This window comes from Prosthecobacter sp., from assembly GCF_044236155.1.
Lineage (GTDB): Bacteria > Verrucomicrobiota > Verrucomicrobiia > Verrucomicrobiales > Verrucomicrobiaceae > Prosthecobacter.
Map to the genome: position 1 here is coordinate 46,994 of NZ_JBIIHA010000019.1, position 20,983 is coordinate 67,976.

Sequence of the window (20,983 nt, forward strand, 5' to 3'; positions counted from 1 at the left end):
GGCGAACCAGGAACAGCGAACTTCATGAGTCTTCGAATCCAAAAAGTCTGCGAGCTGATCCGCCGCGAGCTGTGCATGATCCTGGAGAAGGATTACCGCATCGAAAACTGCCTCGTCACCATCCATGACGTGGACTGCACCCCCGACATGAAGCAGTGCTTCGTCTATGTCGGAGTCGTTGGAAAACCGTACCAGCAGGATAACGCCATCGAAAAGCTCACCAAGGCCCGGGGCGCTATCCAGCGCGATCTTTACAAGCGCGTGAAGCTCCGCAGCAGCCCGCATCTCTACTTCCGCCTCGACAAATCGGTCGAGCGTGGTGTCCCGCTCCTCAACATCATCGACAACCTGCCGCCTCCCGCGCCCGATCCGGCTCCGGAGGAAGGAGTTCAATAACTTTGGCGGCACGCCTCACTTAACCGCGCCGAGCGCGGCGTTTCGCTCGATCTGGTCGGTGATCTCCAGGGCGATGCGGACGGCCTCCGCGCCTTCCTGGCCCGTGACAACAGGGCGGCGGCCGTGGCGGGCGCATTCGACGAAGGCGGCGATCTCCAGTTTCAGCGGCTCGTCCTTCTCCACCTCGACGGCCTCGCGGATGATCTGCATGCCGTCCTTGCGGTAAATCCAGCCGCTCTGCTCCTGGTAGTCGAGGCTGAGGTAGCTGCTGCTCTGGAAGACGCGGATTTTCCGCATCTTTTCCGGGGAGATGCGGCTGGCAGTGATGTTGGCGATGCAGCCGTTAGCAAACTTCAGGCGGGCGTTGGCGATGTCCTCGCGCTTCGTCAATACGGGGATGCCGACGGCATCGACCTGGATGAGGTCGGACTTCACGAGGTGCAGGACGATCTCGATGTCGTGTATCATGACGTCGAGCACGACGCCGATGTCCATGCTACGGTTCGGGAAAGGGGAGAGGCGGTGCGCCTCGATGAAGCGCGGGTTGTCCATGCGCTCCTCAAGCTGGCGCAGCACCGGATTGAAGCGCTCGATGTGCCCGACCTGGAGGATGACGCTCTTCGCCTTCGCCAGTTCGATCAAGGCCTGCGCCTCGGCGTAGGATTCGCTGATGGGCTTCTCGACCATGACGTGAATGCCGTTCTGCATGAGCGGCTCGGCGACACGACGGTGATAAATCGTGGGAACGGCCACGGTGGCGGCATCCACACGCTTTGCGAAGTCCTCCAGGTCGCTCGCGGCATGCGTCTTGTATTGCGCGGCGAATTCGGCGGCTCGGGCTGGGTCCGCGTCATACACGGCGGTGAAGGCGATCGAACCGCCGCTCTTCGCGGCGATCTCCGCCATGATGCGGGCGTGATTCTTGCCAATAGCGCCGACGCCGGCGACTCCGATGCGGAAGGGGGAGGAGGACATGCAAATGACGAATGATGAATTTTGAATGACGAATGACGAGCGGGCTTAAAACTTGCCGGGGAACTTCATTCCGGGCGGCAGCTTGGGCATCTTGCCGCAGCCACCTCCCAGACCGCCGAGCAGGCCACCAAGGCCTCCCATGCCGCCTCCTCCGCCGCCCATCATGGCGCTGGCCATCTGCATCATGGCTCCCTGGTTCTTCATCATCCTTTTCATCATCTCGAACTGCTTCAGGAGCTGGTTCATCTCCATCACGGGGCGTCCTGCGCCGGCGCAGATGCGTTTGCGGCGCTGGCCGTTGATGATCTCGGGACGCTGGCGCTCCTTAGGGGTCATGGAGAGGATGAGCGCCTCGGTGTGCTTCATCTTCTTGTCCGCGTCGGGACCGATGGCATCCTTCATCTTCGCCATGCCGGGCAGCATGCCGAGCAGTCCGCCCATGCCGCCGCCGGAGGTCAGCTTCTTCATCATGCGCATCTGCTGGAGCATGTCGTTGAAGTCGAATTTGTTCGACTGCATGCGCTCGGCGAGCTTCATGGCCTCCTTCTCGTCGATCTCCTCCGCGGCCTTTTCCACCAGGCTCACAACATCGCCCATATTGAGGATGCGCTGGGCCATGCGGTCGGGATGGAAGACCTCGAGCTGTTCGATCTTCTCGCCGACGCCGAGGAATTTGACCGCGCAGCCGGTGACCTGACGCATGGAGAGCAAAGCGCCGCCGCGGGCGTCGCCGTCGAGCTTGGTCATGATGAGACCGGTCACGCCGACGGCTTCGTTGAACTTCTGCGCAACGCTGACGGCCTGCTGGCCGGTGGCCGCGTCGGCGACGAGCAGCGTTTCGCTCGGTTGCACGATCTCGCGGACCTTTTTCAACTCGGCGAGGAGCTCCTCGTCAAGATCCTGACGTCCGGCGGTGTCGAAGATGGCGATGCCAGCCCTCTGCTGTTTCAGCCAATCCAGGGCGGCCTTCGCGGCCTTCACGGGATCGGTTTCGCCTTCGGCTGGAGCAAACACGGGCACGCCGAGCTGCTGGCCGAGCACCTGGAGCTGCTTGATGGCCGCCGGGCGATAGAGGTCGAGTGCGAGCAGGAGCGGGCGGCGTCCTTGCTTTTTGAGCCAGTTGGCGAGCTTGGCGGAGGTGGTGGTCTTGCCGGCGCCGTTGAGGCCGGTCATGAGAATGCGCTGCGGCGTGTCGAGGTTCAGCGCGGTGGCGGTGCCGAGGATCTTGACGAGCTCGTCGTGGAAGATTTTGACGATCTGCTGGCCGGGAGAGACGCTGCGCAGCACCTGCGCGCCGATGGACTGCGCTTTGACGGTTTCGACGAGCTCCTTCGCGACCTTGAAGTCCACGTCTGCCTCCAGCAGCGCCATGCGGATGTCCTGCATGGCGTCGCTGACGTTGGATTCACTGATGCGGGACTGGCCGCGCAGCTTTTTGAAGGCGTCTTCGAGTTTTTCGGTGAGGGTGGAGAACATTGCGTGGATGCGGGGGGACGGATGTCACTTCGCGGGCAGATAGGCCGCGGCAAGGTCGATTTTAAAGCGCCAGCTCACGACTTCAGCCGGCTGGGCGGGATTGCGCTGGAAGCTGAGGCTGAGGGCGCATTCCTCGCGCCGCAGCTTGTAGGGAAACTGGTAACGCACGGTCATGGTGGCAGCGTCGTATTCGACCGGTACGGTGCCGAGGCCGGCGATGCGCAGCTTGATGCTCTCCGGAAGGATCGTGCCGAGCTTGCTGAGGTTCGCCTCAATGAGCGGCATGCGGTCGGTGACGATGGCGTCCGGCTTCGGACTGAGCTGGATGAGCTGCTCGCCCTGGTCGTTTTTCGCGTCTGCGACGAGGAACTTGTTCGAGCCGACGTCACCGCGACCACGGAAGCTGGTGGCGAGCTTGAAGTTCGTGTCGCTGTCGCCGTGGACGATGTAGCGGCCGAGTTTGCCGTTCGGCGTGTCCCAGGTGACTTTCTGGCCGTTGACGGTGACGAGAGATTCGTAGCCGATCTGCAGACCGGTCTCCATGATGGCGTCATCGAAATTGCCATACGGGTAGGCGAAGGAGGTGCATTTGATCTTGAGGTTCTGTTCGAGGAATTCACGCGAGTCCTTCAATTCGGACAAAACCCACTGCTGCACATCAGCCTCGGTCTTCGCGTTCTTTGGACGTTTTTTGAGACTTTCGTGGGAGACGCTGTGGCTGCCGACTTCGCAGCCATGCTGCATCATCTCTTTGATCTGGTCCCAGCTCATCGAGCGGCCGCCGATGTTCACGTACTTCTTGTAGAGATAGACGGTGAAGGGGAAGCCAAATTCCTTCAGAACGGGATAGGCGAAGGTGTAAACGCCCTCCCAGCCGTCATCCATGGTGATGACGATGGACTCCTCCGGGATGTTTTTTTCACCACGCTTCCAGGCCATGACATCGCTGAGGGAGATTACGGGAATCTTCGAGTCCTTGATGGCCTGCATCTGCTCGCGGAACTTGGATGACGAGATGAGCATCGGGCTGCCGCCACGTTCGCGGAAGTCGTGATAGCCGAGGATGGAGACGACGGAGGATTTGTTCAGCTCAAAGGCAGGTGCGGCGGGAATCTGGGGCTCGGGCGCCGCCGTCGCAGCCATGGCCGACTCCTGCAGTTTTTTCTCGATAGCCTTCTCTTCCTCGGTGAGCGCCGGTTCGGCGGGCTTTGGCGGAGGGGGAGGTTTGGGGGCGACACCGCTCTGCTCCGCCAGACGGCGCAGCTTGTCCTCGATGCGCTTGCAGGAGGGCAGGACGCAGATGGAGAGCAGAATAAGGAGCAGGAGGCTGGGCGAACGCATGAAGGAAGTCAGTTTGCGGGGCGCGGTTTGGTGATGAGAATGCTTTTGAGGATGAGTTTGGGGCTGTTTTTGTCGCCTGCGGCAAAACGCAGTGTTTCGCCGCGATGATCGCCGGTCAAGGTCAGGCTGCCGAGGCGGAAGATGCGAAAAGTTTGGGCATCCTTAGTGGCACGGTCTCCTTCCAGCGCCTTCTCCACCGTCTGGCCGTTGAACTCGACGCTCAGAGGAACATCCCCGGTCATGTCCGGGCAGGCGTATTGAACAAGCACATCGTAGGTGCCTGCGGCGATGGCCTCGATGCGCCATTCCGCCTCTGCCAGCACGGCGGTCGTCGTGTTTGGGGCAGGAAATGGGACGATTTTGCTGGCGAGGGCAGGGGAAAGCACGATCAAGGCCTGCCTGCGCTCCACGGGCACGATTTCAGGCGTCGGAGGCGGCATGGGCATCGCATTCGATTGCGCCTGCTGTGCGGCGATCAGATCCACCACGCCTCCGGAACTGATGATCTGCTGGATGCGGGAGATTTCCGCCTGATAGGCGGCTTTGTCCGTGGCGCTGGCAGCCTGGCGTTGCAACTCGACGAGATACTTCCCAAGCAGCGGGATGTGGCGAGAGCTGAGTTCTTTCTGATAAATCGCCTCCATCTGCCTTAGCCGCGTGGCTGGGGCGGCGGCGGGCTGCTGCGCTGTCAGGGAAAGCGCTCCCATCAAAGAAAACAACGAGATCAGCGCGCGGCGGCTCATGGTTTCCCTCCTCCTTCAGGTTGTGAGGCCAACGCCCAGGCTCCGGCAGGCGGCTGATGGCGGCGGGCGGCGTTTTCCCGGGATTCGAGCGTGGCGATGAGCGCTTTTTCGGCGGCGTCGCGCCGCGGATCTGGTGGCGGCGGGACGACGGCGGCCAGACCATGGTCCACGAGCACGTTTTGATACAACCCGACATCCGGCAAAAACAGCAGGGCGGCGAGGGTGCCGTCCTTGTCGCGATCAGGGCGCACGAGAAGCCGCAGCGGTTTGCCGCTGAGATACCCCGCGGTGAATTCTCTCGCGAAGCGGCCCAGCGAGACCGTGTCCTCTTCGTCGATGCCGAAATGCTTTGAGAAACGTTTCACGCCAGCATCCGATTCGTCCGCCGGGGCGCAGTCGATCCACAGCAGCCGCACAGGCAGGACACGTCCTTCATGCACGATTTTGAAACGCTCTCCGGACACGGGCAGCTCATCGGCGAGCTGCGCATCCGCGATGCTCTCAAAGCCGTCGAGCCCGCTGCTGGTGGAGGTGATCGCGCGCAGGCCGGTGGTTGCCCCTTTGCCCTGGCCTCCCTGCTTTTGCACACGCCTGATCTCGGCTTCGACCTGCTCTTTCAAAGCGGGTTGCAAGGAAGCGAGCTTCTGCAAGGAGGCGAGGTAGGCGGTGATGGCGCTGGTGCGTGCCGTTTCCAGCGAGGACTTCAGTCCGGCGGCGGCCTGCTGCATCGTGACGGTGGCGCTGGTCGGTGCCACGGGCGCTGGAGTGGCGGGCGTGTCATCGGTGATGGGCAGGAGGCGCAGATTGCGGACACGAATGATGTTCGCAGGATAGCCGGCGGCGGCGCTGAAACGAAGTGTGACAGGGGAACGAGTGAATTGCAGCGGCCCGACGCGTGTCGTGGTGAAGGTGGTCTCGTCGGTGCTGCGTGCGATCTGAAACGTGCGGCGGTTTTCCGAGGCGGTGCCAAGCAGGGTGATTTCGTTAAATTCAAAAAGAGCGTTCTGCTGCGGCTGGAATTTCGACGAGGCATAGATGCTGCCAGCCACGGGCGCGTCGCTCATGTTCACCTCGAACTCGAGATGATAGGAGCCGGGGGCGATACGGAAATTCATCCACTCCGCGCCGCTGCCGTTCGAGCGCCAGCCGCTGAGCGTTTCGCCCGAGGATTGTGCCGAGCCGGTCAACCGCGCCTGCGCCAGGGGCAGGGGAGTGGCCAGGCTGGACACGGTTCCGGCGTAGAGCGCCTTCAACTGATCAAGGCGCAGACGGATGGCTCGCGCCTCCTCGTAATCTCCTGCGGAGGCGACTTCCACCTCGGCTCTGGCCAGTGCACGTTCGTATTGCTCAGTGAGCAGTTGCGAGTCCGCCATCACCTGGCGCAAAAAAGCGGCGCGGCTGCTGGTGAGCGCGGCTGGCTCCGCCGCAGGCACGGGAGTCTGCGCATGCAGCGCCGGGATGGCGTGCGGCAGCAGGAGGCACAGATGGAGGAGGTGAGACTTCATCGTGCGGAGGGCACCAGCTCCACGGCCAGGAGTTGCATGAGGTTGTTCGTGACGAGAGACTGCGCGGCCAGCGTGAGCGTGCCGGAGCCGTCACTGATCTTCAAGGTGCCCGCGCTGCGTTCCTCCGGGCCTTTGAGCGTGGTTTCGATGTTGGTGGTGAGAGTGAAGCGCGCTTCCTTGATGAGCAACTGGCCGCCCTCGGCCGCGCCACAGCGATAGCGCAACATGACATCGTAACCTCCCGGCGGCAGCGCGGGCAGCTTCCAGGTGGCGGACGCGCCGATCTTTGACCAGCCGGTGATCGCGCCGCCTTCCCGAAGCAGGTCGCTCAAGGTGGCGGCCTCCAGCGGCAGCTTCACGCGGTCCGGCAGCAGCGAGGTCTTGAGCGATATCTCACGTGTCTGCAGCAGCAGCAGCTCCTTGTCGAGCCGTGCCAGCTCATTTTGCAGCCGTTTCCGCTCGTCACGCGCCGTGATGGCGGCGTCGTAGTCGCGGGCATCGACGAACTGCTTTTCCAGCGCCGCAAGCGTCGTGATCTGTTGTTTGACCGGTGCCAGGCTCGATTCGATGAGGCTGCGTTCGTAATCCAGCCGCAGCAGGGCGATCTCCGCGCTCGCGCCAGGGTCCTCGGCACGCTTTTCCGCAGCCGGACTGGACATGAGCAGCCCGGCGGCAACAAACACGCTGGCGGGAAGGAAACCGGGTTTCACGCGGAGGAATTTACGAGGAGGATGAATGCCACCGCATGCTAGCCGGAGCACCTCTTGAAACAAGCCAGAAGTCGGACTTAGCGTTCATCTTTTGTCGTTCACTTTTCCACCTCCTGGCAATGTCGCAGCATCTTGCTGACGACTTGCAGGCCCTCCATATTTGCCACATGTCCGACTTCACTCATCTTCGTGTCTTACTGCAACGCCGCATTGATCTCATCGCGGATCATGCTTTCCGTGATCGCGACGCGTCGGCGCATCTGGAGGCGTTGAAGAATGTCTCGGAGGAAATCACGGCGGAGCATCAGAAACTGCGCCCGCAACTGCCGCCACGGCTGAATCATTTCCTCACGCAGGCCAGTTTCTCGAAGGCGTTGGAATATCTCGATAGCTCGGAAGACTGAATGCGTTGAAGTCGGACCATGAACCGACCTGTCCTGGGGCTGCTTTGCCTCTCATTCGCCATCATCACGGCCGCTGCTGCCGACAAACCGAACATCATCTTCATCTTGTGCGATGATCTTGGCTCCGGGGACGTGAAATGCCTCAATCCCGAAGGGAAGATCGCCACGCCGCACATGGATCGACTCGCGAAGGAAGGGGTGAAGTTCACCGATGCGCATTCCGGATCCAGCGTGTGCACGCCGACGCGTTACGGCATCATGACCGGCCGCTACGCGTGGCGCTCGAAGCTGCAAAGCGGCGTGCTCGGTGGTCTGAGCCCGCGTTTGATCGAGCAGGGGCGCACGACGGTCGCCAGCCTGCTGAAGGAACAGGGCTACTCGACGCATTGCGTCGGGAAATGGCATCTCGGCATGGATTGGGTGCGCAAAGGCGAGGTGGCCGAGCTGAACATCGAATCCGCCGAGCAAGTGAACAATGTGGACTACACGAAGCCGATCGCGAACGGCCCCACCAGCGTCGGCTTTGACACCTACTTCGGCATCAGCGCCTCGCTGGACATGGTGCCGTATTGCTTCATCGAAAACGATCACGTCACCGCGAATCCCACGGAGACGATGAAACTGGAAATGAACGCCGCTGGCGGAAAAAAATCCTTCACGCGCGAAGGCCCCGGCGCACCCGGTTTCCGTGGCGAGGACGTGCTGCCGGCGCTCACCGGGCGGGCGAAGAAGATCATCGCAGAGAAAGCAGCGGCAAAAGGAAGCCCTTTCTTCATCTACCTGCCACTGAACTCACCGCATACACCGATCCTGCCCAGTGAGAAGTGGGTGGGAAAGAGCGGCATCAGCCTGTATGCCGACTTTGTGATGGAGACGGACGACGCCATCGGTCAGATCATGCGTGCCACCGAGGACGCCGGCATTGGGCAGGACACGCTCATCATCGTGACAAGCGACAACGGCTGCTCGCCGAGCGCCGATTACCCGAAGCTCGCGACCTTTGGCCACAACCCGAGCGCGATCTATCGTGGTCACAAGGCAGACATTTTCGATGGCGGCCATCGCGTGCCGTTCATCGTGCGCTGGCCTGCGAAGGTGAAAGGTGGGCAGACTTCCACGCAACTCGTCTGTCTGACAGATTTTATGGCCACGGCCGCCGACATCGTGGGAGCGAAGCTTCCTGACAACGCCGCCGAGGACAGCTTCAGCTTCCTGCCAGCCCTGCTGGGTGAATCCAGCACGGCGATGCGGAAGAGTGTGATCCATCATTCGATCAATGGCAGCTTCGCGCTGCGTGATGGAGACTGGAAGCTGGAGATCTGCGCCGGTTCGGGCGGCTGGAGTGATCCGCGTCCCGGTTCTCCTGGCGAGAAGGGGCTTCCCGACACCCAGCTCTACAATTTGAAGGATGACATCGCCGAAAAGACCAATCTCCAAGGAGAAAAGCCAGACATCGTGGCGCAAATGACAAAGCAGCTCGAAAAGATCGTCGCCGATGGCCGAAGCACTCCGGGCAACGCGCAAAAGAACGCCGTGGAGGTCAAAATTCGCAAACCAATACCCGCCGCGAAGGCAAAGAAGAAGTCGAAGTGATGCGGGCTGTTCAGGGCTTTGCCTGCGTTCGTAAGATGAGCAGCTTGCCATCGTAGGTTTCTCCCGTGAAGGCTCCTCTGCCAGAAATGCGCGTTTCGCGTCGGAACATCCTGCAAGCAGGCGGGATGGGTATGCTGGGCTTCGGATTGAGCCACCTCCGTGCGCTCGGCTCTCCGCAAACCGGCCTCGGAAAGGCCAAATCAGTCATTTTGATCTTCAACGGCGGCGCACCGAGCCACATCGACCTTTGGGACCCGAAACCCGATGCGCCGTCGGAGATCCGCGGTGAGTTCAAAACGATCAAAACCAGCGTGCCCGGCACCCACATCACCGAATTGCTGCCGCAGATGGCCAAGCGCATGCACAAGCTCGCGCTCATCCGCAGCGTGCATCACGGCCACAGCAGCCACAACGGCGGCATGCACTGGGCCACCGTCGGCCGGCCGTATCGCGTGGACAGCACGCTCATCACACCGAGCCCCACCGACATCCCCGGCGTCGGCACGCTCTGCGGCTGGCTCGCTCAGCGCGATGGCTTTTCCAAAGGCGTGCCGCCGTATGTCATCACGCCCTTCCCGCACTGCGACAGCAAAGTGTACCTCACGCCCGGTCAATTCGGCGGCTGTCTGGGCAATCGCTACGATCCCTTCGTGCTCGATGACGATCCGAACGCGGCCTCCTTCCGCGTGCGAAACATGGCGCTTGATTCCAGCCTCACGCCCACGCGTTTTCAGGAGCGTCTCGCGCTGCTCAATCACATGAGCGCCGCCGCACGGCCCATCACCTCGCCGCAGACGGCTCAAATCGACATCTTCAACGAGCAGGCGACCAGCATGCTACAAACCGGCAAAGCCGCCGATGCCTTCGACCTCTCGAAAGAGCCCGACAAAGTCCGCGAACGCTACGGCCGTCATAGCTGGGGCCAGTCGCACCTGCTCGCGCGTCGCCTCATCGAATCCGGCACACGCTTTGTCACCACCGTGAACGGCCCGTCGATCACTTGGGACACACACAAGGACAACTTCAACGGCCTCAAGAACCGTCTCGTGCCACCGATGGAGCAGGCCTACGCCGCGCTGCTCGATGATCTCGAAGAACGCGGCCTGCTCGAAAGCACGCTCGTCGTCTGGATGGGCGAGTTTGGCCGCACGCCGAAGATCAACAATGATGCCGGCCGCGATCACTGGCCTGGCTGCTACAGCGTGCTCCTCGCCGGCGGTGGCGTGCGCGGCGGGCAGGTCATCGGCAGCAGCGATGCCACCGGTGCCTATCCCAAAGACCGCCCCATCTCCCCGTCGGACATCCACGCCAGCATCTACGCCGCCCTCGGCTACGACTACCGCGAGATCGAATACCGCTCCGCCGATGGTCGCCCCGTGCCGCTGACGGATGGCGTGATGATTCCTGAGTTGTTTTGAGCCTGATCATCGCTGTAGAGGTGACGTGTGTCGAAGAAGTCAGCCACCAAATCCAGGCCCGTGAAAAAGTGGTGCCTGTACGTCCTTCTTTGCAGCGATGGTACGTTCTACTGCGGCATCACGAATGACCTGCAGCGACGAGTGGCGCGGCACAATGCAGGAAAAGGTGCGCGTTACACGCGGGGAAGGGGACCGGTGAAACTCCTGCGCTGCTGGACGCAGAGGAACCACTCTGCCGCATTGAAGGCCGAACTTGCCTTCAAAAGGCTCAGCCGAACGGCCAAAGAGGCGTTTCTCGCCTCCTGAATCACTCAAAGACCGATAAATCATCATCTTGGGAGAGGTTTCCAAGACAGGGAATGACTCGTGTGGTATCGGGGACGATGGTTCCTCAAAAAGCAGTCACGAAGAAAGCGCCTTTTTCCCGCCGGGTAGTTGATCATGTCACGGATGAGTTGGTGAACGTTCTCTCCAGTGGTGAGACCTTTGAGTTCAAAAGTCTCTTCGCGAAAGTGTTTGAAGGATTGAAGCTCAAGAACGCGGTGAGCGGGGGTGAGGAGATGCTCCGACTGCGCTCGTATGAAAAGATCCTCAAACTGACCAACTGCGGACTCGTGCAGAAAGTTGGCAAGACCTACCGGGCCCTAGAAGGAATCGAGACGGCCTCAAGCGCGCATCGTCTGGCGCGTCTGGATTCGGCCATCCTCGCCGCGCAGGCAAAAGCTTGAAGAGTGCTACTGGGGAGATGGTTGCCTCACAAGGATTCGAACCTTGAATAACAGATTCAGAATCTGCTGTGTTACCATTACACCATGAGGCAGTGATCGAAGGGGCGCCCAGAATAAAGGCCGCTGACGATGTTGCAAGCGTGAGGGCGTATTTTTTCAGGCTTTGCCGGTCAAATCAGCCCGGTGGGCCCTTGTTTCGGCCACGATGACCCCGCTGAGGCAGATCAGGCAGATGAGGTTAGGGATGGCCATGAGGCCATTGGCTGCATCCGCGAAGTCCCACACAGCCTGCGCCGGCTGCACGGAGCCAAAGAGCACTGCGAGTACCCAGAGAATGCGGTAGGGCTTTACCGCCCGGCTGCCCATGAGGTATTCGGCGGCTTTTTCACCGTAGTAGCCCCAGCCAAGAATGGTGGAGAAGACGAACGTCATCAGACCGAAGAGCAGGAAGATCGGTCCGACGTCATGCAGGTCGTTGAAGGCGGCGCTGGTAAGCGCGGCTTTGGCGAGCCCCTCCTTCCAATGGCCGCTGCTCACGACGACGAGACCTGTCATGAGGCACACGACGACGGTGTCCCAAAAGGTGGCCGTGCTGCTTACCAGCGCCTGTCGGACTGGATTCCGCGTCTGTGCCGCCGCCGCCACGATGGGGGCGGAGCCGAGTCCTGACTCGTTGGAGAACAGACCGCGGGCAATGCCGGCCTGCGCCACCTGCTTGAGCGTGGCACCGACGAAGCCGCCCACTGCGGCCTGACCGCTCCATGCGCCATTCCAGATGTCCGCGAATGCCTGGGGCAGGGCGGCGTGGTTTTTGATCAAAACAAGCGCACACCCGATGACATAACCGACCGCCATGATCGGCACGAGGAACTCGCACACCTTGGCGATGCTCTTCACGCCACCAAGCACGACGGCGGCGGTCAGGACGGCCATCACGCTGCCCGCCACCCAGCGCAAAACCACGTCCGAATCCGGTTTGATGTGCTCGCGCAGGAGTTCGACGATGCTGTTGGCCTGCGTCATGTTGCCGATGCCAAACGCGGCGACGCAGGTGAAGATGGCGAAGATCACGCCGAGCCACTTGGCATTCATGCCGCGCTCCAGCGCATACATCGGTCCGCCTGCCATGCTGCCGTCAGGCATTTGAACGCGATACTTCACCGCGAGCACCGCCTCGGAGTACTTTGTGGCGATGCCAAAGACACCCGTGAGCCACATCCACAGCACCGCGCCCGGTCCACCTGTGGCGACGGCTCCCGCCACGCCGACGATGTTTCCCGTGCCGATCGTCGCGGCAAGCGCTGTCATCAAGGCACCGAACTGCGAGACATCACCGTCGCCTTCTTTCTCACGCGAAAACGAGATTTTGATCGCCTGCGGCAGGAAGCGCTGGATGAAACCGGTGCGTAAGGTCAGGAACAGATGAGTGCCGAAGAGCAGCACGATGAGCGGTAGTCCCCAGACGAGGCTGGAGAGTTCGGAGGCGAATTTGGCAAAATCCATGTGGCGTTTTAGCGGGATTGTCGTGCACACGACAAGCACAAAGAATGCCCCGGACGTGTTTCTTTGACGCCGGGAGGATTTTCTTCGGAAGATGACATTCCCATTGCGTTTTAAGCGGCCTCACCGCTATCCTCGCGGCCCTCAAACCAAACCATGAAGCCCACACTCTTCCCCAACCGCCGCGCCTTCCTGCGTGGCACCGCCGCCACCGCCGGTGGCATTTTCTTCCCGAACCTCCTGCTCGGCCAGGCAGGCGGTGTCAAAAAACTCAACGTCGCCGGCATCGGTGGAGCTGGCGGCAAAGGCGCGTCTGACATCGCCATCGCTGGCGAGGGCGCGAACGTTGTCGCCATCTGCGACATCGACAGCAACCGCCTCAAGGACGCGCAGACGAAGTACCCTGACGCGAAGATGTTCACCTCTTTCAAGGAGATGTTCGAAACGATGGGCGACAAGATCGACATGGTCACCGTCTCCACGCCTGACCACGCGCACTACCCGGCCGCGATGGAGGCCATCAAGCGGGGCAAGCACGTCTGCGTGCAGAAACCTCTTGTGAACCGCATCTGGGAGGCCAACCAGCTCCACGAAGCCGCCAAGAAAAAAGGCGTGAAGACGAACATGGGCAACCAGGGCCACACCGGCGAGCAGATCCGTCAGCTCAAGGAATGGATGAATGCCGGCGTTGTCGGCAACGTTAAAGAAATCCATGTCTGGACGAACCGCCCCATCTGGCCGCAGGGCAACGCCGCCAAGGACATCTACACCGGCAAGACCGCTCCGAAACCACGTCGCAAGGAAGAGTCCAACGAGGCCGCCGAAGGAGTCGGCCAGGCTCCAGCACATGTGAACTGGCAGCAGTGGCTCGCCCAAGTGCCGGATCATCCTTACATCCCCGGCCTGCATCCGTTCGCCTGGCGCGGCCACCGTGAGTTCGGTGCTGGTGCCATGGGCGACATGGGCTGCCACATCATGGACGGTCCCTTCTGGGCCTGCGAGCTCGGCGAGCCGTATCAAATCGAGGCCGAGGTCGGAGAATTGACCGACCTGAGCTGGCCCGCCTGGTCGCATGTGATCTGCTCCTTCAAGCACGCCAAATACGGCGACATCAAGCTGCATTGGTATGAAGGCACGAAGGACGGCAAGCCGATGAAGCCCGAGCGTCCGGCGAAGCTGGAGGCCGAACGCGATTTCGACAAGATGAGGGGCGGCTTCCTCATCGTCGGCGACGAGGACAGCATCCTCAATCCTGGCGACTACTGCGAGGCGTTGGAAGTCGTCGGCAACCGTCCGAAGCTCGCCAAGTTCTTCAAAGAAACGCCCAAAACGCTCGAACGCAGCCTCGCCCCAGGCAAGCCGCAGCTCGAACTCGTCAAGGCCATCGAGCAGAACAAGACTGCGGGCAGCAACTTCGACTACTCCGTCCCGCTCACGAAGCTTTGCCTCTTTGGCAACTTCGGCATTACCAACCCCGGCAAGGTCATCAAATGGGACAGCGCCACCCAGACCACCGACAACGAGGACGCGAACAAGCTCATCAAGCGGGCCGCCGTGCGTCAGGGTTGGGAATACAGCGCCGACAGCATTTAAGCGTGTGTCGCCGAGGCAGACGCCAGCCTGTTTCCGCAGATCCCAACTCAACGCCCGGTGGTTCATGCCGCCGGGCGTTTTTTTGTGCGGCTTTCAATTGGTGAATTTTCGGGGGAAATCCTTGCACAGCAAGGCCAGCAGGACGGCAAAGGGAGTCCTGTCACCCTCTGCGAACACGCCGACTGGTAATGTCAGGAAGGTATCGCCGCTTTCTGAAGAGCGGCGTTCGATGAGACACCAGGCGGAATCGCAGCCATTACAAAAAAGCAAAATTCGCCATGTCTCGAAAGGAAGGAAGCACTTCGCGCCGGTCCCGATGCTGTTGAATCAGCATCGAGAAAGCTCCAAACGGCAGGGCAGGCCTGCAGGGGGGCAAGTGGTGCCTTCTCTCCGCCAGATGCTCGCGCACGCTCTGAGCTCCGGTGAGTAGTGGTCGTGCAAGCGGTAAAAAAACTTGGCGGCCCTCTTTGCGGTAACTGACGTTGCGTTCGGCCCGCAGGGAGCGGAGTTGATCGGAAATGGCGGATTCCGTCTTATATTTGAACTGATGTTCTGATATTGTTGCAATAAGCACTATCCCACACACCAAATGCGCCTGGCCCGGCTGCAAATGTGAAGCCAGCACGGGACCCCACGCTGAGAAAAACGGCAAATAATACTACAGCGAAGGTTGTGCCGACGGTTACAAGTTCGGCGAAGGCTGTTGCCAGAACACCTGCCACTGCAGATCGCAGCCGAATGCGCAGCGTCCGGCATGCTGGACGCGGCTTGAGATGCCCACTTAGGACGCTCTCAAACGCTGCCGACTGTTGGCCGATTGGCGGGTGGAAAAAATCCTCTGCGCCTCGTTAAGGACACGCAGCAGTTTCCCGTTCACTTTGAACTCGGTCTGACGCCAATCTGAATATCCGCTTTCGTGCCGGTCAGCGGGCTTTCAGGTATCGTTCGGCGAGTTGCGCGGCGTCCTGGCCGGCGACTTCGAAGCGGTCCACGAGGCGGCCGGCGGAGAGGATGGCGACTTCATCGCTATCGATGGAGAGATGCCAGAGATCGTGGGTGGTGAGGAGGATGGCGGCTCCGTCCTGGGCGAGCTGGCGCAGCAGCGTGGCGAGGTCCTGCACGGCGGCGGGGTCGAGGCCGGTGGTGGGTTCGTCGAGCAGGAAGACCTGGGCCTGCCGGGCCAAAGCGATGGCGATGGCGACGCGTTGCCGCATGCCTTTGGAGTAGGAGGCGAGTCGGCGGCTCATGGCCTCGGCGGGCAGTTTGACGCGGGCGAGGAGGCTTTCGCCTTCCTGCGTGCTCAAATCGCGACCGGCGAGTGCGGCGAAGGCGCGTAGATTTTCCAGGCCGCTGAGTTCGGGATAGAGCGCGACGTTTTCGGGAATGTAGGCGGTCTCGCCGGTGACGGTGATGGTGCCGCTGTCCGGCTGGAGGAAGCCGAGGATGAGGTTCAGCGTGGTGGTTTTGCCAGCGCCATTGCCACCGAGGAGGCCGAGGATGCGCCCGCGATCGACCTGAAGGCTGAGATCTTGCAACACGGGTCGTGAGCCAAAGGCTTTGGATATGTTTTGGAGCTGGATCATGACAAAACAGGGCGTGGACGGGCAAAGGGCAGCAGCAAGGCGGCGAGCAGCAGTGGTGGCAGCGGATTAAATGGGGCCGCTGGGGCTGGAGCGGCGTTTTGGAAGCGTGGGAAGCTTTTCGTGGCTCCGGCGGTGAAGTGCGTCTCGTCGAAGATGAGCGGGAAAAAGTGTGCCTTGAGATGCTCGTGAAATTTTCGCGTCGTTTCGAGGTGCAGCAGATGCGCATCGAGATCCGTGCCGCTGTGACCGCTGAGCAGGCTCTGCGTCAAAGCAGGCGGTGAGAGCCAGGCGAGACGTTGTGACCACGCATGACGCTGGCGCAGGTGCTGCGTGTGTTGATTGACCAGTTCGGCCACGGAACGGTCGGCGACCTCGTGCATGGCGTAATACCATCGCCAGGTGAAGTCCTTCTCCGGCACGGTGGGCCATTTTCGATACTCAGGCCGCTCGGCGAGGAAGCGGTCGTAGTTTGGCTGGCGGGGCTGATCCCAGCCGTCATGCATGACTTGGCGTTGGCGCACGGTGAGCTCGAGTCCCTCGGGCACAGGAAAGAGGGTGCTGAGGGCCAGATTCACCAGGGCTGGCATGAGCAGCACGAGGCTCACAAAGGCCGTCATGGCCGCAGCGAGGCTGCCGGTGGCGCTGCGGCTGCGGGCGGCGATGATGGCGGTGATCGCCAGCCATGGCAGAAGGCCGAGCAGGGCGATGAAAAGCCATGCGAAGGTATCGAAGCCGGTCGGGAGCTGCAAAACGATCATGGCGATGCCAAACAGCAGGCTGCAAATGATGACGACGAGCACGAGACGCAGCAGCAGACGGGCGGCGAGCACGCGCAGCAGTCCGCCACCGCCCTGAGCGGCGAGCAGGGGCAGCACGCCGAGCTGTCGGTCGCGGCTGAGCACGTCATGGCCGAGCAGCAGCAGCACGAGCGGAGCCAAAACACCGAGCACGAAGGCCAGATCAAACTGCCCGAGCGATTGCAGCAGCGGATTGGCGAGCGAGGATTCGTAAAGCTGCTGCTCTACGCCAAGCAGTCGCACCCAGGTGACAAAGGGCGCCACGTCACGCAGACCCCAGCTCAGCGCGGCGAGCGGTCGCGGTGGCTGATGCACGGGGTAAAAGCTGTAGTAGCTCCAGTAGCCGCTGTGCTCGCCTTTCTCGCGGTAGCGATGCTCCAGTCGGTCGCACTGCGCCTGGAATTGAGCGTCGAGGCGGCTGATCTCGGCCTGTTGCTGCTCTTGGAATTTTTTACCGAGATAAATGGCGGTGAGTCCGGCGAGGAAGAGCCCACCGAGCAGGAACCACGTCGCTGCCTGACGACGAAGTCGCAACCAGTCGAGATGCCAGAGAGTCTTCATGCGAACCTCCTTCCGAATAGAGCCGCGAGAGCGATCCACAGGCCCAAAACGCCCCAGGAGGCGGCGGAACCTGCGAGGGCGAGCGAAAGCGTGTGCGGCGTGGGTTTGAAATCCTCGATCTCATCGAAAAAGTGCTCGTCGATGCGCTGGACATTTTTTTCCGCGTAGGCGGTGTGGTCACGCTGGAGGTGGTTCAGATGCTGGATGAAGGAGAAGCGATAGGCCTCTGCTTCGCGGATGAAGCGCTGCTGGGAGGCGGCATCCGTGCCGCAGAGTCGCATGGCGAGATCACGCAAAGCGAGCGAAGGGGAAAGCCACGCGAGCCGACGCACGAGAGCGGTCTGCTGATCGAGCACAGCTTCGATTTTCGCATGCTCTTGAGCGAAGACCTTGGCCGATTGCTCCTCGCCGGCCATCATGAGCTGGCCTTTGTAATTGAAGGGCAGGTCTTCCACGCGGCTCACGCCATGCTTGCGCAGCGTCTCCTCTTTGAGGGCGATGAAGGCGGGATCTTTGTCGTTGTGGGAATCTCCCAACTTCGCGATTTCCTCGCCGAGGCGGGCATTGAACTCGCTTTTATCCGGCAGCGGATGCGCCGCTGAGGCGAGACCTGCCGCTGCTCGTGGCAGCAACACACCACCGCCGAGCCAGAGGCAAATGAGCACGGCCAGCGCCGCCTGTGACGTGCGGCATACGGACGAAACGGCCGCCACCAGCAGCACCCACAGCACGCTGTAGAGCAGCAGCGCCGCCATCAGCATACCCGCACGATCAGCGAGACCGCTCTCGCCGAAAAAGAGCAAGGTCAGCGGCACCAGCGCCGCGATGAGCACGAAGGGCGAGATGCCGAGCCAGAGCCCGAGCGTTTTTCCCGCCCACAAACCACCACGCGGGCCGATCTGCGCCCGCAGCAGCCTTTCGCGGCCGCTTTCCACCTCCGCCGCGAAGACGCCATGACCCAGCACGATGATGACAAGCGCCAACACGCACTCGACGAGGAAGGCGGGAGACAGTTCACCCAGCCGCGAGGCGGAGGAAAGCGTGGATGCCTCGGCGAAGTTCGCTCCATTTTGCCGGTGGGCTTCGAGGAACTGGATGCGGCCCGCATAGGCTTCGATGCCCGGCTCATAGGCCGCGAGGAGGCTGCGGGGCTTGAAGGCAAAGGTGCCGTAGTGAGCGGCACGGTGCGGATGCCGGTCTGGCTGAGATTCCCACTGCTGGCGCACGAGTTTTTGATACGCGGCCTGTTGCTCACGCTCCCGCGTCTGGCGCAGCCCACTGAGAAGGCCCGCGAGCAGCATCAGCCCGGTGAAAAGCCCCAGTAGCAGCCACGACGCCCGCCGCCGCCAGATGAGACGGGCCTCCAGGCGAGCGAGTGGAAGGATGGGAGAGGAGACGGGCATGGCGGCCTGAGTTTTTGACGCAAACCAGTTGCACATGCAAATGATTTGCGCTTCAAAGCGCTCCTTCGTTCACCCATGAAGCCCATCACGTCTTCCATCACCTCCCTGGTTTTTCTCGCCTGCGCCTTGCCCGCCATGTCGCAGCAAACAGCCACCGCCCAACCCGCGGAAACGAAAGTCGAGGAACTCGGCGAGGTGTTCATCACCGCCGATGCGGAGAAGGCGTTTTTCATTCCGCAGAGCTTCGGCGGCTCCCGTACGAACATCCCGAACCGCGAGCTGCCGCAGAACATCCGCGTCATGTCCCGCCAGCAGCTTCAGGACATCACGGCGGTGCGCATGCAGGACAGCTTTGATTATGTGAGCGGCGTGAGCCAGCAGCAGCCCTTCGGCGGCCTGTGGGAGAACTACGCCATTCGCGGCTTCACCGGCGATTCGAACAACAGCGGCATCGGTTACATGCTGAATGGCTTCGCCGCGAATCGCGGCTTCAACGCCCCGCGTGACGCGGCGAACATCGAGGCCATCGAATTCCTCAAAGGCCCCACGGCGGCCCTTTTCGGCGCAGGCGATCCCGGCGGCACCATCAACGTCGTGACCAAAAAACCGCTGTGGGAGTGGAAACACTCGCTGCAAAGCCTCGCGGGCAGTTTTGACACCTTCCGCCACACCATCGACAGCACCGGCCCACTCACGGACAACTTCGCCTACCGCTTCAATTACGCCTACGAGGATGGAAACAGCTTCCGTGACTTCGTCGGCAGCAGTCGCCAGCTCTACGCCCCGGCCTTCACCTGGAAAATCACCGAAGACACAACGCTCGAATACACCGGCGAGTTCCTCATCAGCGAGGTGATGTTTGATCGTGGCATCCCGGCCATCAATCTCGGTCTCGGCAGCGTGCCGCGTGAGCGCTTCTTTGGCGAGCCCGGCGATGCGCCGATCAATATCAAGAACTACACCAACCAGCTCCGCCTCACCCATGAGTTCAATGACGACTGGTTCTTCCGTCTCGGTGTCTCCCACAAGATCAACCGCCTCAGCGGCTTCGCCAGCGAGACGCGTGATGTCGTGGCCGGTGGCACGCAGATGCGCCGCCGCTACCGCTTCCGCGATTACGACAGCACCGACTGGTCCATCCAAGCCGAGGTGGCCGGGAAATTCACCACCGGTGCTCTTGAACACAGCATCCTCTTTGGCAGCGAATACTACTGGTTCGAACTGGACCAGATCCTCCTGAGCGGGAACTACGCCACCAACCTCCTCATCGACAATCCCATCTACGGTCAGGCCAAACCAGCTCTGGGCAGGGTCTTTGACCGCACGGAAAAAAGCCAGGGCCTCGCCTTCTACCTCCAGGACCAGATCTCGTTTGGCAAACACTGGAAACTGCTGCTCGGCGGTCGTTACGACAGCTTCCAGCAGATCCTCTACGATCGTGCCAACAACCGCAACATCACCCAGGAGCAGGGCGCGTGGACACCGCGCGTCGGCCTCACCTGGCTGCCGACGGAAGAGTGGAGTGCCTTCGCGAGCTACAGCCAGTCCTTCCGCCCGAACTTCGGCAGCGACTCCTCGCTCAGCCCCTTCGCACCGGAAGCCGGTCGCGCCGTCGAGATCGGTGCCCGCTATCAGGACAAGGAGGGCCGCTGGGGTGCCTCCTTTTCGCTCTTTGACATCCAGAAGCGCAACGTCCTGCGCTTTGATCCCACCGACCCGCTCGGCAACTTCATGATCAACGGCGGTCAGGTAAACAGCCGCGGTGTGGAATTCGATCTCAATGGCAACCTCACCGACAGCTTCCGCCTCTCTGCCAGCGTCACCTACCAGCACGCGAAGATCGACGAAAGCGAGGCCTTTGCCACCGGCACCGCTTTGCTGAACATCCCCAGCATCACCGCCAACATGCTCGCCGTGCAGGAGTTTGACCTCGGCAAATACGGCAAGCTAGGCATCGGCGGCGGCGTGTCCTACGTCGGCGAGCGCACCGGCAATGACGCCGGCACCTTTGACCTGCCAGACTACACCACCGTCCGCGCCCTCTCCTACTGGCAGGCCACAAAAAATGTCCGCGTCACCTTCGACGTGGACAATCTCTTCGACTCCACCTTCTACACCGGCTCCGTGAATCAACACATCGTCGTCCCCGGCGCCGCCCGCACCTTCATGGCCGGCGTGCAGATTTCGTTCTGATCGGTTGGTCGAGGATCGTTCGCAAAAAAACGCCGCTCCGGGGAACCGGGGCGGCGTTTTTTCT

The 20,983-nt window shown here is 61.5% G+C and carries 18 protein-coding genes and 1 tRNA gene; 8 read left to right on the forward strand and 11 right to left on the reverse strand.

The window, feature by feature from the left end; all coding sequences use genetic code 11:
• Positions 1-24 precede the first annotated feature (24 nt).
• Positions 25-396: a 30S ribosome-binding factor RbfA gene (gene rbfA, locus ACILSE_RS15960; RefSeq protein ID WP_395718412.1), complete on the forward strand. Its 372-nt coding sequence runs from the start codon at positions 25-27 to the stop codon at positions 394-396.
• Between the two features lie 15 nt (positions 397-411).
• On the opposite strand, the gene ACILSE_RS15965 is transcribed toward rbfA, so the two are convergent.
• The 6 genes from ACILSE_RS15965 to ACILSE_RS15990 are packed head-to-tail and all read right to left on the reverse strand — an operon-like array spanning position 412 to position 7,146.
• A complete protein-coding gene (locus ACILSE_RS15965) occupies positions 412-1,371 on the reverse strand; it encodes a Gfo/Idh/MocA family oxidoreductase (protein WP_395718413.1) in 960 nt (319 codons plus the stop codon).
• Between the two features lie 45 nt (positions 1,372-1,416).
• Complete coding sequence (gene ffh, locus ACILSE_RS15970) at positions 1,417-2,847, reverse strand: signal recognition particle protein (RefSeq protein WP_395718414.1); 1,431 nt, start codon at positions 2,845-2,847, stop codon at positions 1,417-1,419.
• A 24-nt stretch (positions 2,848-2,871) separates the two neighbouring features.
• Positions 2,872-4,188, reverse strand: coding sequence for a polysaccharide deacetylase family protein (locus ACILSE_RS15975; protein ID WP_395718415.1), 1,317 nt, complete (start codon positions 4,186-4,188; stop codon positions 2,872-2,874).
• Between the two features lie 8 nt (positions 4,189-4,196).
• Positions 4,197-4,931 carry a hypothetical protein gene (locus tag ACILSE_RS15980; RefSeq protein ID WP_395718416.1) on the reverse strand — a complete coding sequence of 245 codons (735 nt, stop codon included), beginning with the start codon at positions 4,929-4,931 and terminating at the stop codon, positions 4,197-4,199.
• Positions 4,928-6,436, reverse strand: a complete 1,509-nt coding sequence (locus tag ACILSE_RS15985) for a hypothetical protein (RefSeq protein WP_395718417.1) — start codon at positions 6,434-6,436, stop codon at positions 4,928-4,930. Before ACILSE_RS15985 ends, ACILSE_RS15980 begins: the two co-directional genes overlap by 4 nt.
• Positions 6,433-7,146, reverse strand: a complete 714-nt coding sequence (locus ACILSE_RS15990) for a hypothetical protein (protein WP_395718418.1) — start codon at positions 7,144-7,146, stop codon at positions 6,433-6,435. The genes ACILSE_RS15985 and ACILSE_RS15990 overlap by 4 nt, the downstream gene beginning before the upstream one ends.
• A 167-nt stretch (positions 7,147-7,313) precedes the next feature.
• Between ACILSE_RS15990 and ACILSE_RS15995 the strand changes: the two genes are divergently transcribed.
• From ACILSE_RS15995 to ACILSE_RS16015, 5 genes are all read left to right on the forward strand, one after another.
• Positions 7,314-7,550, forward strand: a complete 237-nt coding sequence (locus tag ACILSE_RS15995) for a hypothetical protein (protein ID WP_395718419.1) — start codon at positions 7,314-7,316, stop codon at positions 7,548-7,550.
• An 18-nt stretch (positions 7,551-7,568) separates the two neighbouring features.
• The gene (locus tag ACILSE_RS16000; RefSeq protein WP_395718420.1) at positions 7,569-9,143 is read left to right on the forward strand and encodes an arylsulfatase; all 1,575 of its coding nucleotides are present in this window, start codon (positions 7,569-7,571) and stop codon (positions 9,141-9,143) included.
• A gap of 65 nt (positions 9,144-9,208) precedes the next feature.
• The gene (locus ACILSE_RS16005; RefSeq protein WP_395718421.1) at positions 9,209-10,561 is read left to right on the forward strand and encodes a DUF1501 domain-containing protein; all 1,353 of its coding nucleotides are present in this window, start codon (positions 9,209-9,211) and stop codon (positions 10,559-10,561) included.
• A 27-nt stretch (positions 10,562-10,588) separates the two neighbouring features.
• On the forward strand, positions 10,589-10,867 hold the full coding sequence (locus ACILSE_RS16010; RefSeq protein WP_395718422.1) for a GIY-YIG nuclease family protein: 279 nt from the start codon (positions 10,589-10,591) through the stop codon (positions 10,865-10,867).
• 152 nt (positions 10,868-11,019) lie between these two features.
• Complete coding sequence (locus tag ACILSE_RS16015; protein ID WP_395718423.1) at positions 11,020-11,289, forward strand: hypothetical protein; 270 nt, start codon at positions 11,020-11,022, stop codon at positions 11,287-11,289.
• 18 nt (positions 11,290-11,307) lie between these two features.
• On the opposite strand, the gene ACILSE_RS16020 is transcribed toward ACILSE_RS16015, so the two are convergent.
• Positions 11,308-11,381 (reverse strand) — tRNA-Gln (locus ACILSE_RS16020).
• 64 nt (positions 11,382-11,445) lie between these two features.
• On the reverse strand, positions 11,446-12,792 hold the full coding sequence (locus ACILSE_RS16025) for an alanine/glycine:cation symporter family protein (protein ID WP_395718424.1): 1,347 nt from the start codon (positions 12,790-12,792) through the stop codon (positions 11,446-11,448).
• A gap of 153 nt (positions 12,793-12,945) precedes the next feature.
• Here ACILSE_RS16025 and ACILSE_RS16030 point away from each other — a divergent pair, with 153 nt between their 5' ends.
• Positions 12,946-14,382 carry a Gfo/Idh/MocA family protein gene (locus ACILSE_RS16030; RefSeq protein WP_395718425.1) on the forward strand — a complete coding sequence of 479 codons (1,437 nt, stop codon included), beginning with the start codon at positions 12,946-12,948 and terminating at the stop codon, positions 14,380-14,382.
• 923 nt (positions 14,383-15,305) lie between these two features.
• Here the strand turns inward: ACILSE_RS16030 and ACILSE_RS16035 are convergent.
• The 3 genes from ACILSE_RS16035 to ACILSE_RS16045 are packed head-to-tail and all read right to left on the reverse strand — an operon-like array spanning position 15,306 to position 18,726.
• Positions 15,306-15,965 carry an ABC transporter ATP-binding protein gene (locus tag ACILSE_RS16035; protein WP_395718426.1) on the reverse strand — a complete coding sequence of 220 codons (660 nt, stop codon included), beginning with the start codon at positions 15,963-15,965 and terminating at the stop codon, positions 15,306-15,308.
• Positions 15,962-17,323: a DUF3526 domain-containing protein gene (locus tag ACILSE_RS16040; protein ID WP_395718427.1), complete on the reverse strand. Its 1,362-nt coding sequence runs from the start codon at positions 17,321-17,323 to the stop codon at positions 15,962-15,964. The genes ACILSE_RS16035 and ACILSE_RS16040 overlap by 4 nt, the downstream gene beginning before the upstream one ends.
• Positions 17,320-18,726, reverse strand: a complete 1,407-nt coding sequence (locus ACILSE_RS16045) for an ABC transporter permease (protein ID WP_395718428.1) — start codon at positions 18,724-18,726, stop codon at positions 17,320-17,322. The genes ACILSE_RS16040 and ACILSE_RS16045 overlap by 4 nt, the downstream gene beginning before the upstream one ends.
• A gap of 75 nt (positions 18,727-18,801) precedes the next feature.
• On the opposite strand from ACILSE_RS16045, the gene ACILSE_RS16050 reads away from it, so the two are divergent.
• Positions 18,802-20,919 carry a TonB-dependent siderophore receptor gene (locus tag ACILSE_RS16050; RefSeq protein ID WP_395718429.1) on the forward strand — a complete coding sequence of 706 codons (2,118 nt, stop codon included), beginning with the start codon at positions 18,802-18,804 and terminating at the stop codon, positions 20,917-20,919.
• Positions 20,920-20,983 lie beyond the last annotated feature (64 nt).

Excerpts from the sequence above, each read along its gene's own strand:
- ACILSE_RS16045 (WP_395718428.1), bottom strand. The coding sequence starts at position 18,726 with ATGCCCGTCTCCTCTCCCATCCTTCCACTCGCTCGCCTGGAGGCCCGT.
- ACILSE_RS16000 (WP_395718420.1), top strand. The coding sequence starts at position 7,569 with ATGAACCGACCTGTCCTGGGGCTGCTTTGCCTCTCATTCGCCATCATC.
- ACILSE_RS15975 (WP_395718415.1), bottom strand. The coding sequence starts at position 4,188 with ATGCGTTCGCCCAGCCTCCTGCTCCTTATTCTGCTCTCCATCTGCGTC.
- ACILSE_RS16040 (WP_395718427.1), bottom strand. The coding sequence starts at position 17,323 with ATGAAGACTCTCTGGCATCTCGACTGGTTGCGACTTCGTCGTCAGGCA.
- ACILSE_RS16030 (WP_395718425.1), top strand. The coding sequence starts at position 12,946 with ATGAAGCCCACACTCTTCCCCAACCGCCGCGCCTTCCTGCGTGGCACC.
- ACILSE_RS15985 (WP_395718417.1), bottom strand. The coding sequence starts at position 6,436 with ATGAAGTCTCACCTCCTCCATCTGTGCCTCCTGCTGCCGCACGCCATC.
- ACILSE_RS16035 (WP_395718426.1), bottom strand. The coding sequence starts at position 15,965 with ATGATCCAGCTCCAAAACATATCCAAAGCCTTTGGCTCACGACCCGTG.
- ACILSE_RS16025 (WP_395718424.1), bottom strand. The coding sequence starts at position 12,792 with ATGGATTTTGCCAAATTCGCCTCCGAACTCTCCAGCCTCGTCTGGGGA.
- ACILSE_RS15980 (WP_395718416.1), bottom strand. The coding sequence starts at position 4,931 with ATGAGCCGCCGCGCGCTGATCTCGTTGTTTTCTTTGATGGGAGCGCTT.
- rbfA (WP_395718412.1), top strand. The coding sequence starts at position 25 with ATGAGTCTTCGAATCCAAAAAGTCTGCGAGCTGATCCGCCGCGAGCTG.
- ACILSE_RS16050 (WP_395718429.1), top strand. The coding sequence starts at position 18,802 with ATGAAGCCCATCACGTCTTCCATCACCTCCCTGGTTTTTCTCGCCTGC.
- ACILSE_RS15995 (WP_395718419.1), top strand. The coding sequence starts at position 7,314 with ATGTCCGACTTCACTCATCTTCGTGTCTTACTGCAACGCCGCATTGAT.
- ACILSE_RS15965 (WP_395718413.1), bottom strand. The coding sequence starts at position 1,371 with ATGTCCTCCTCCCCCTTCCGCATCGGAGTCGCCGGCGTCGGCGCTATT.
- ffh (WP_395718414.1), bottom strand. The coding sequence starts at position 2,847 with ATGTTCTCCACCCTCACCGAAAAACTCGAAGACGCCTTCAAAAAGCTG.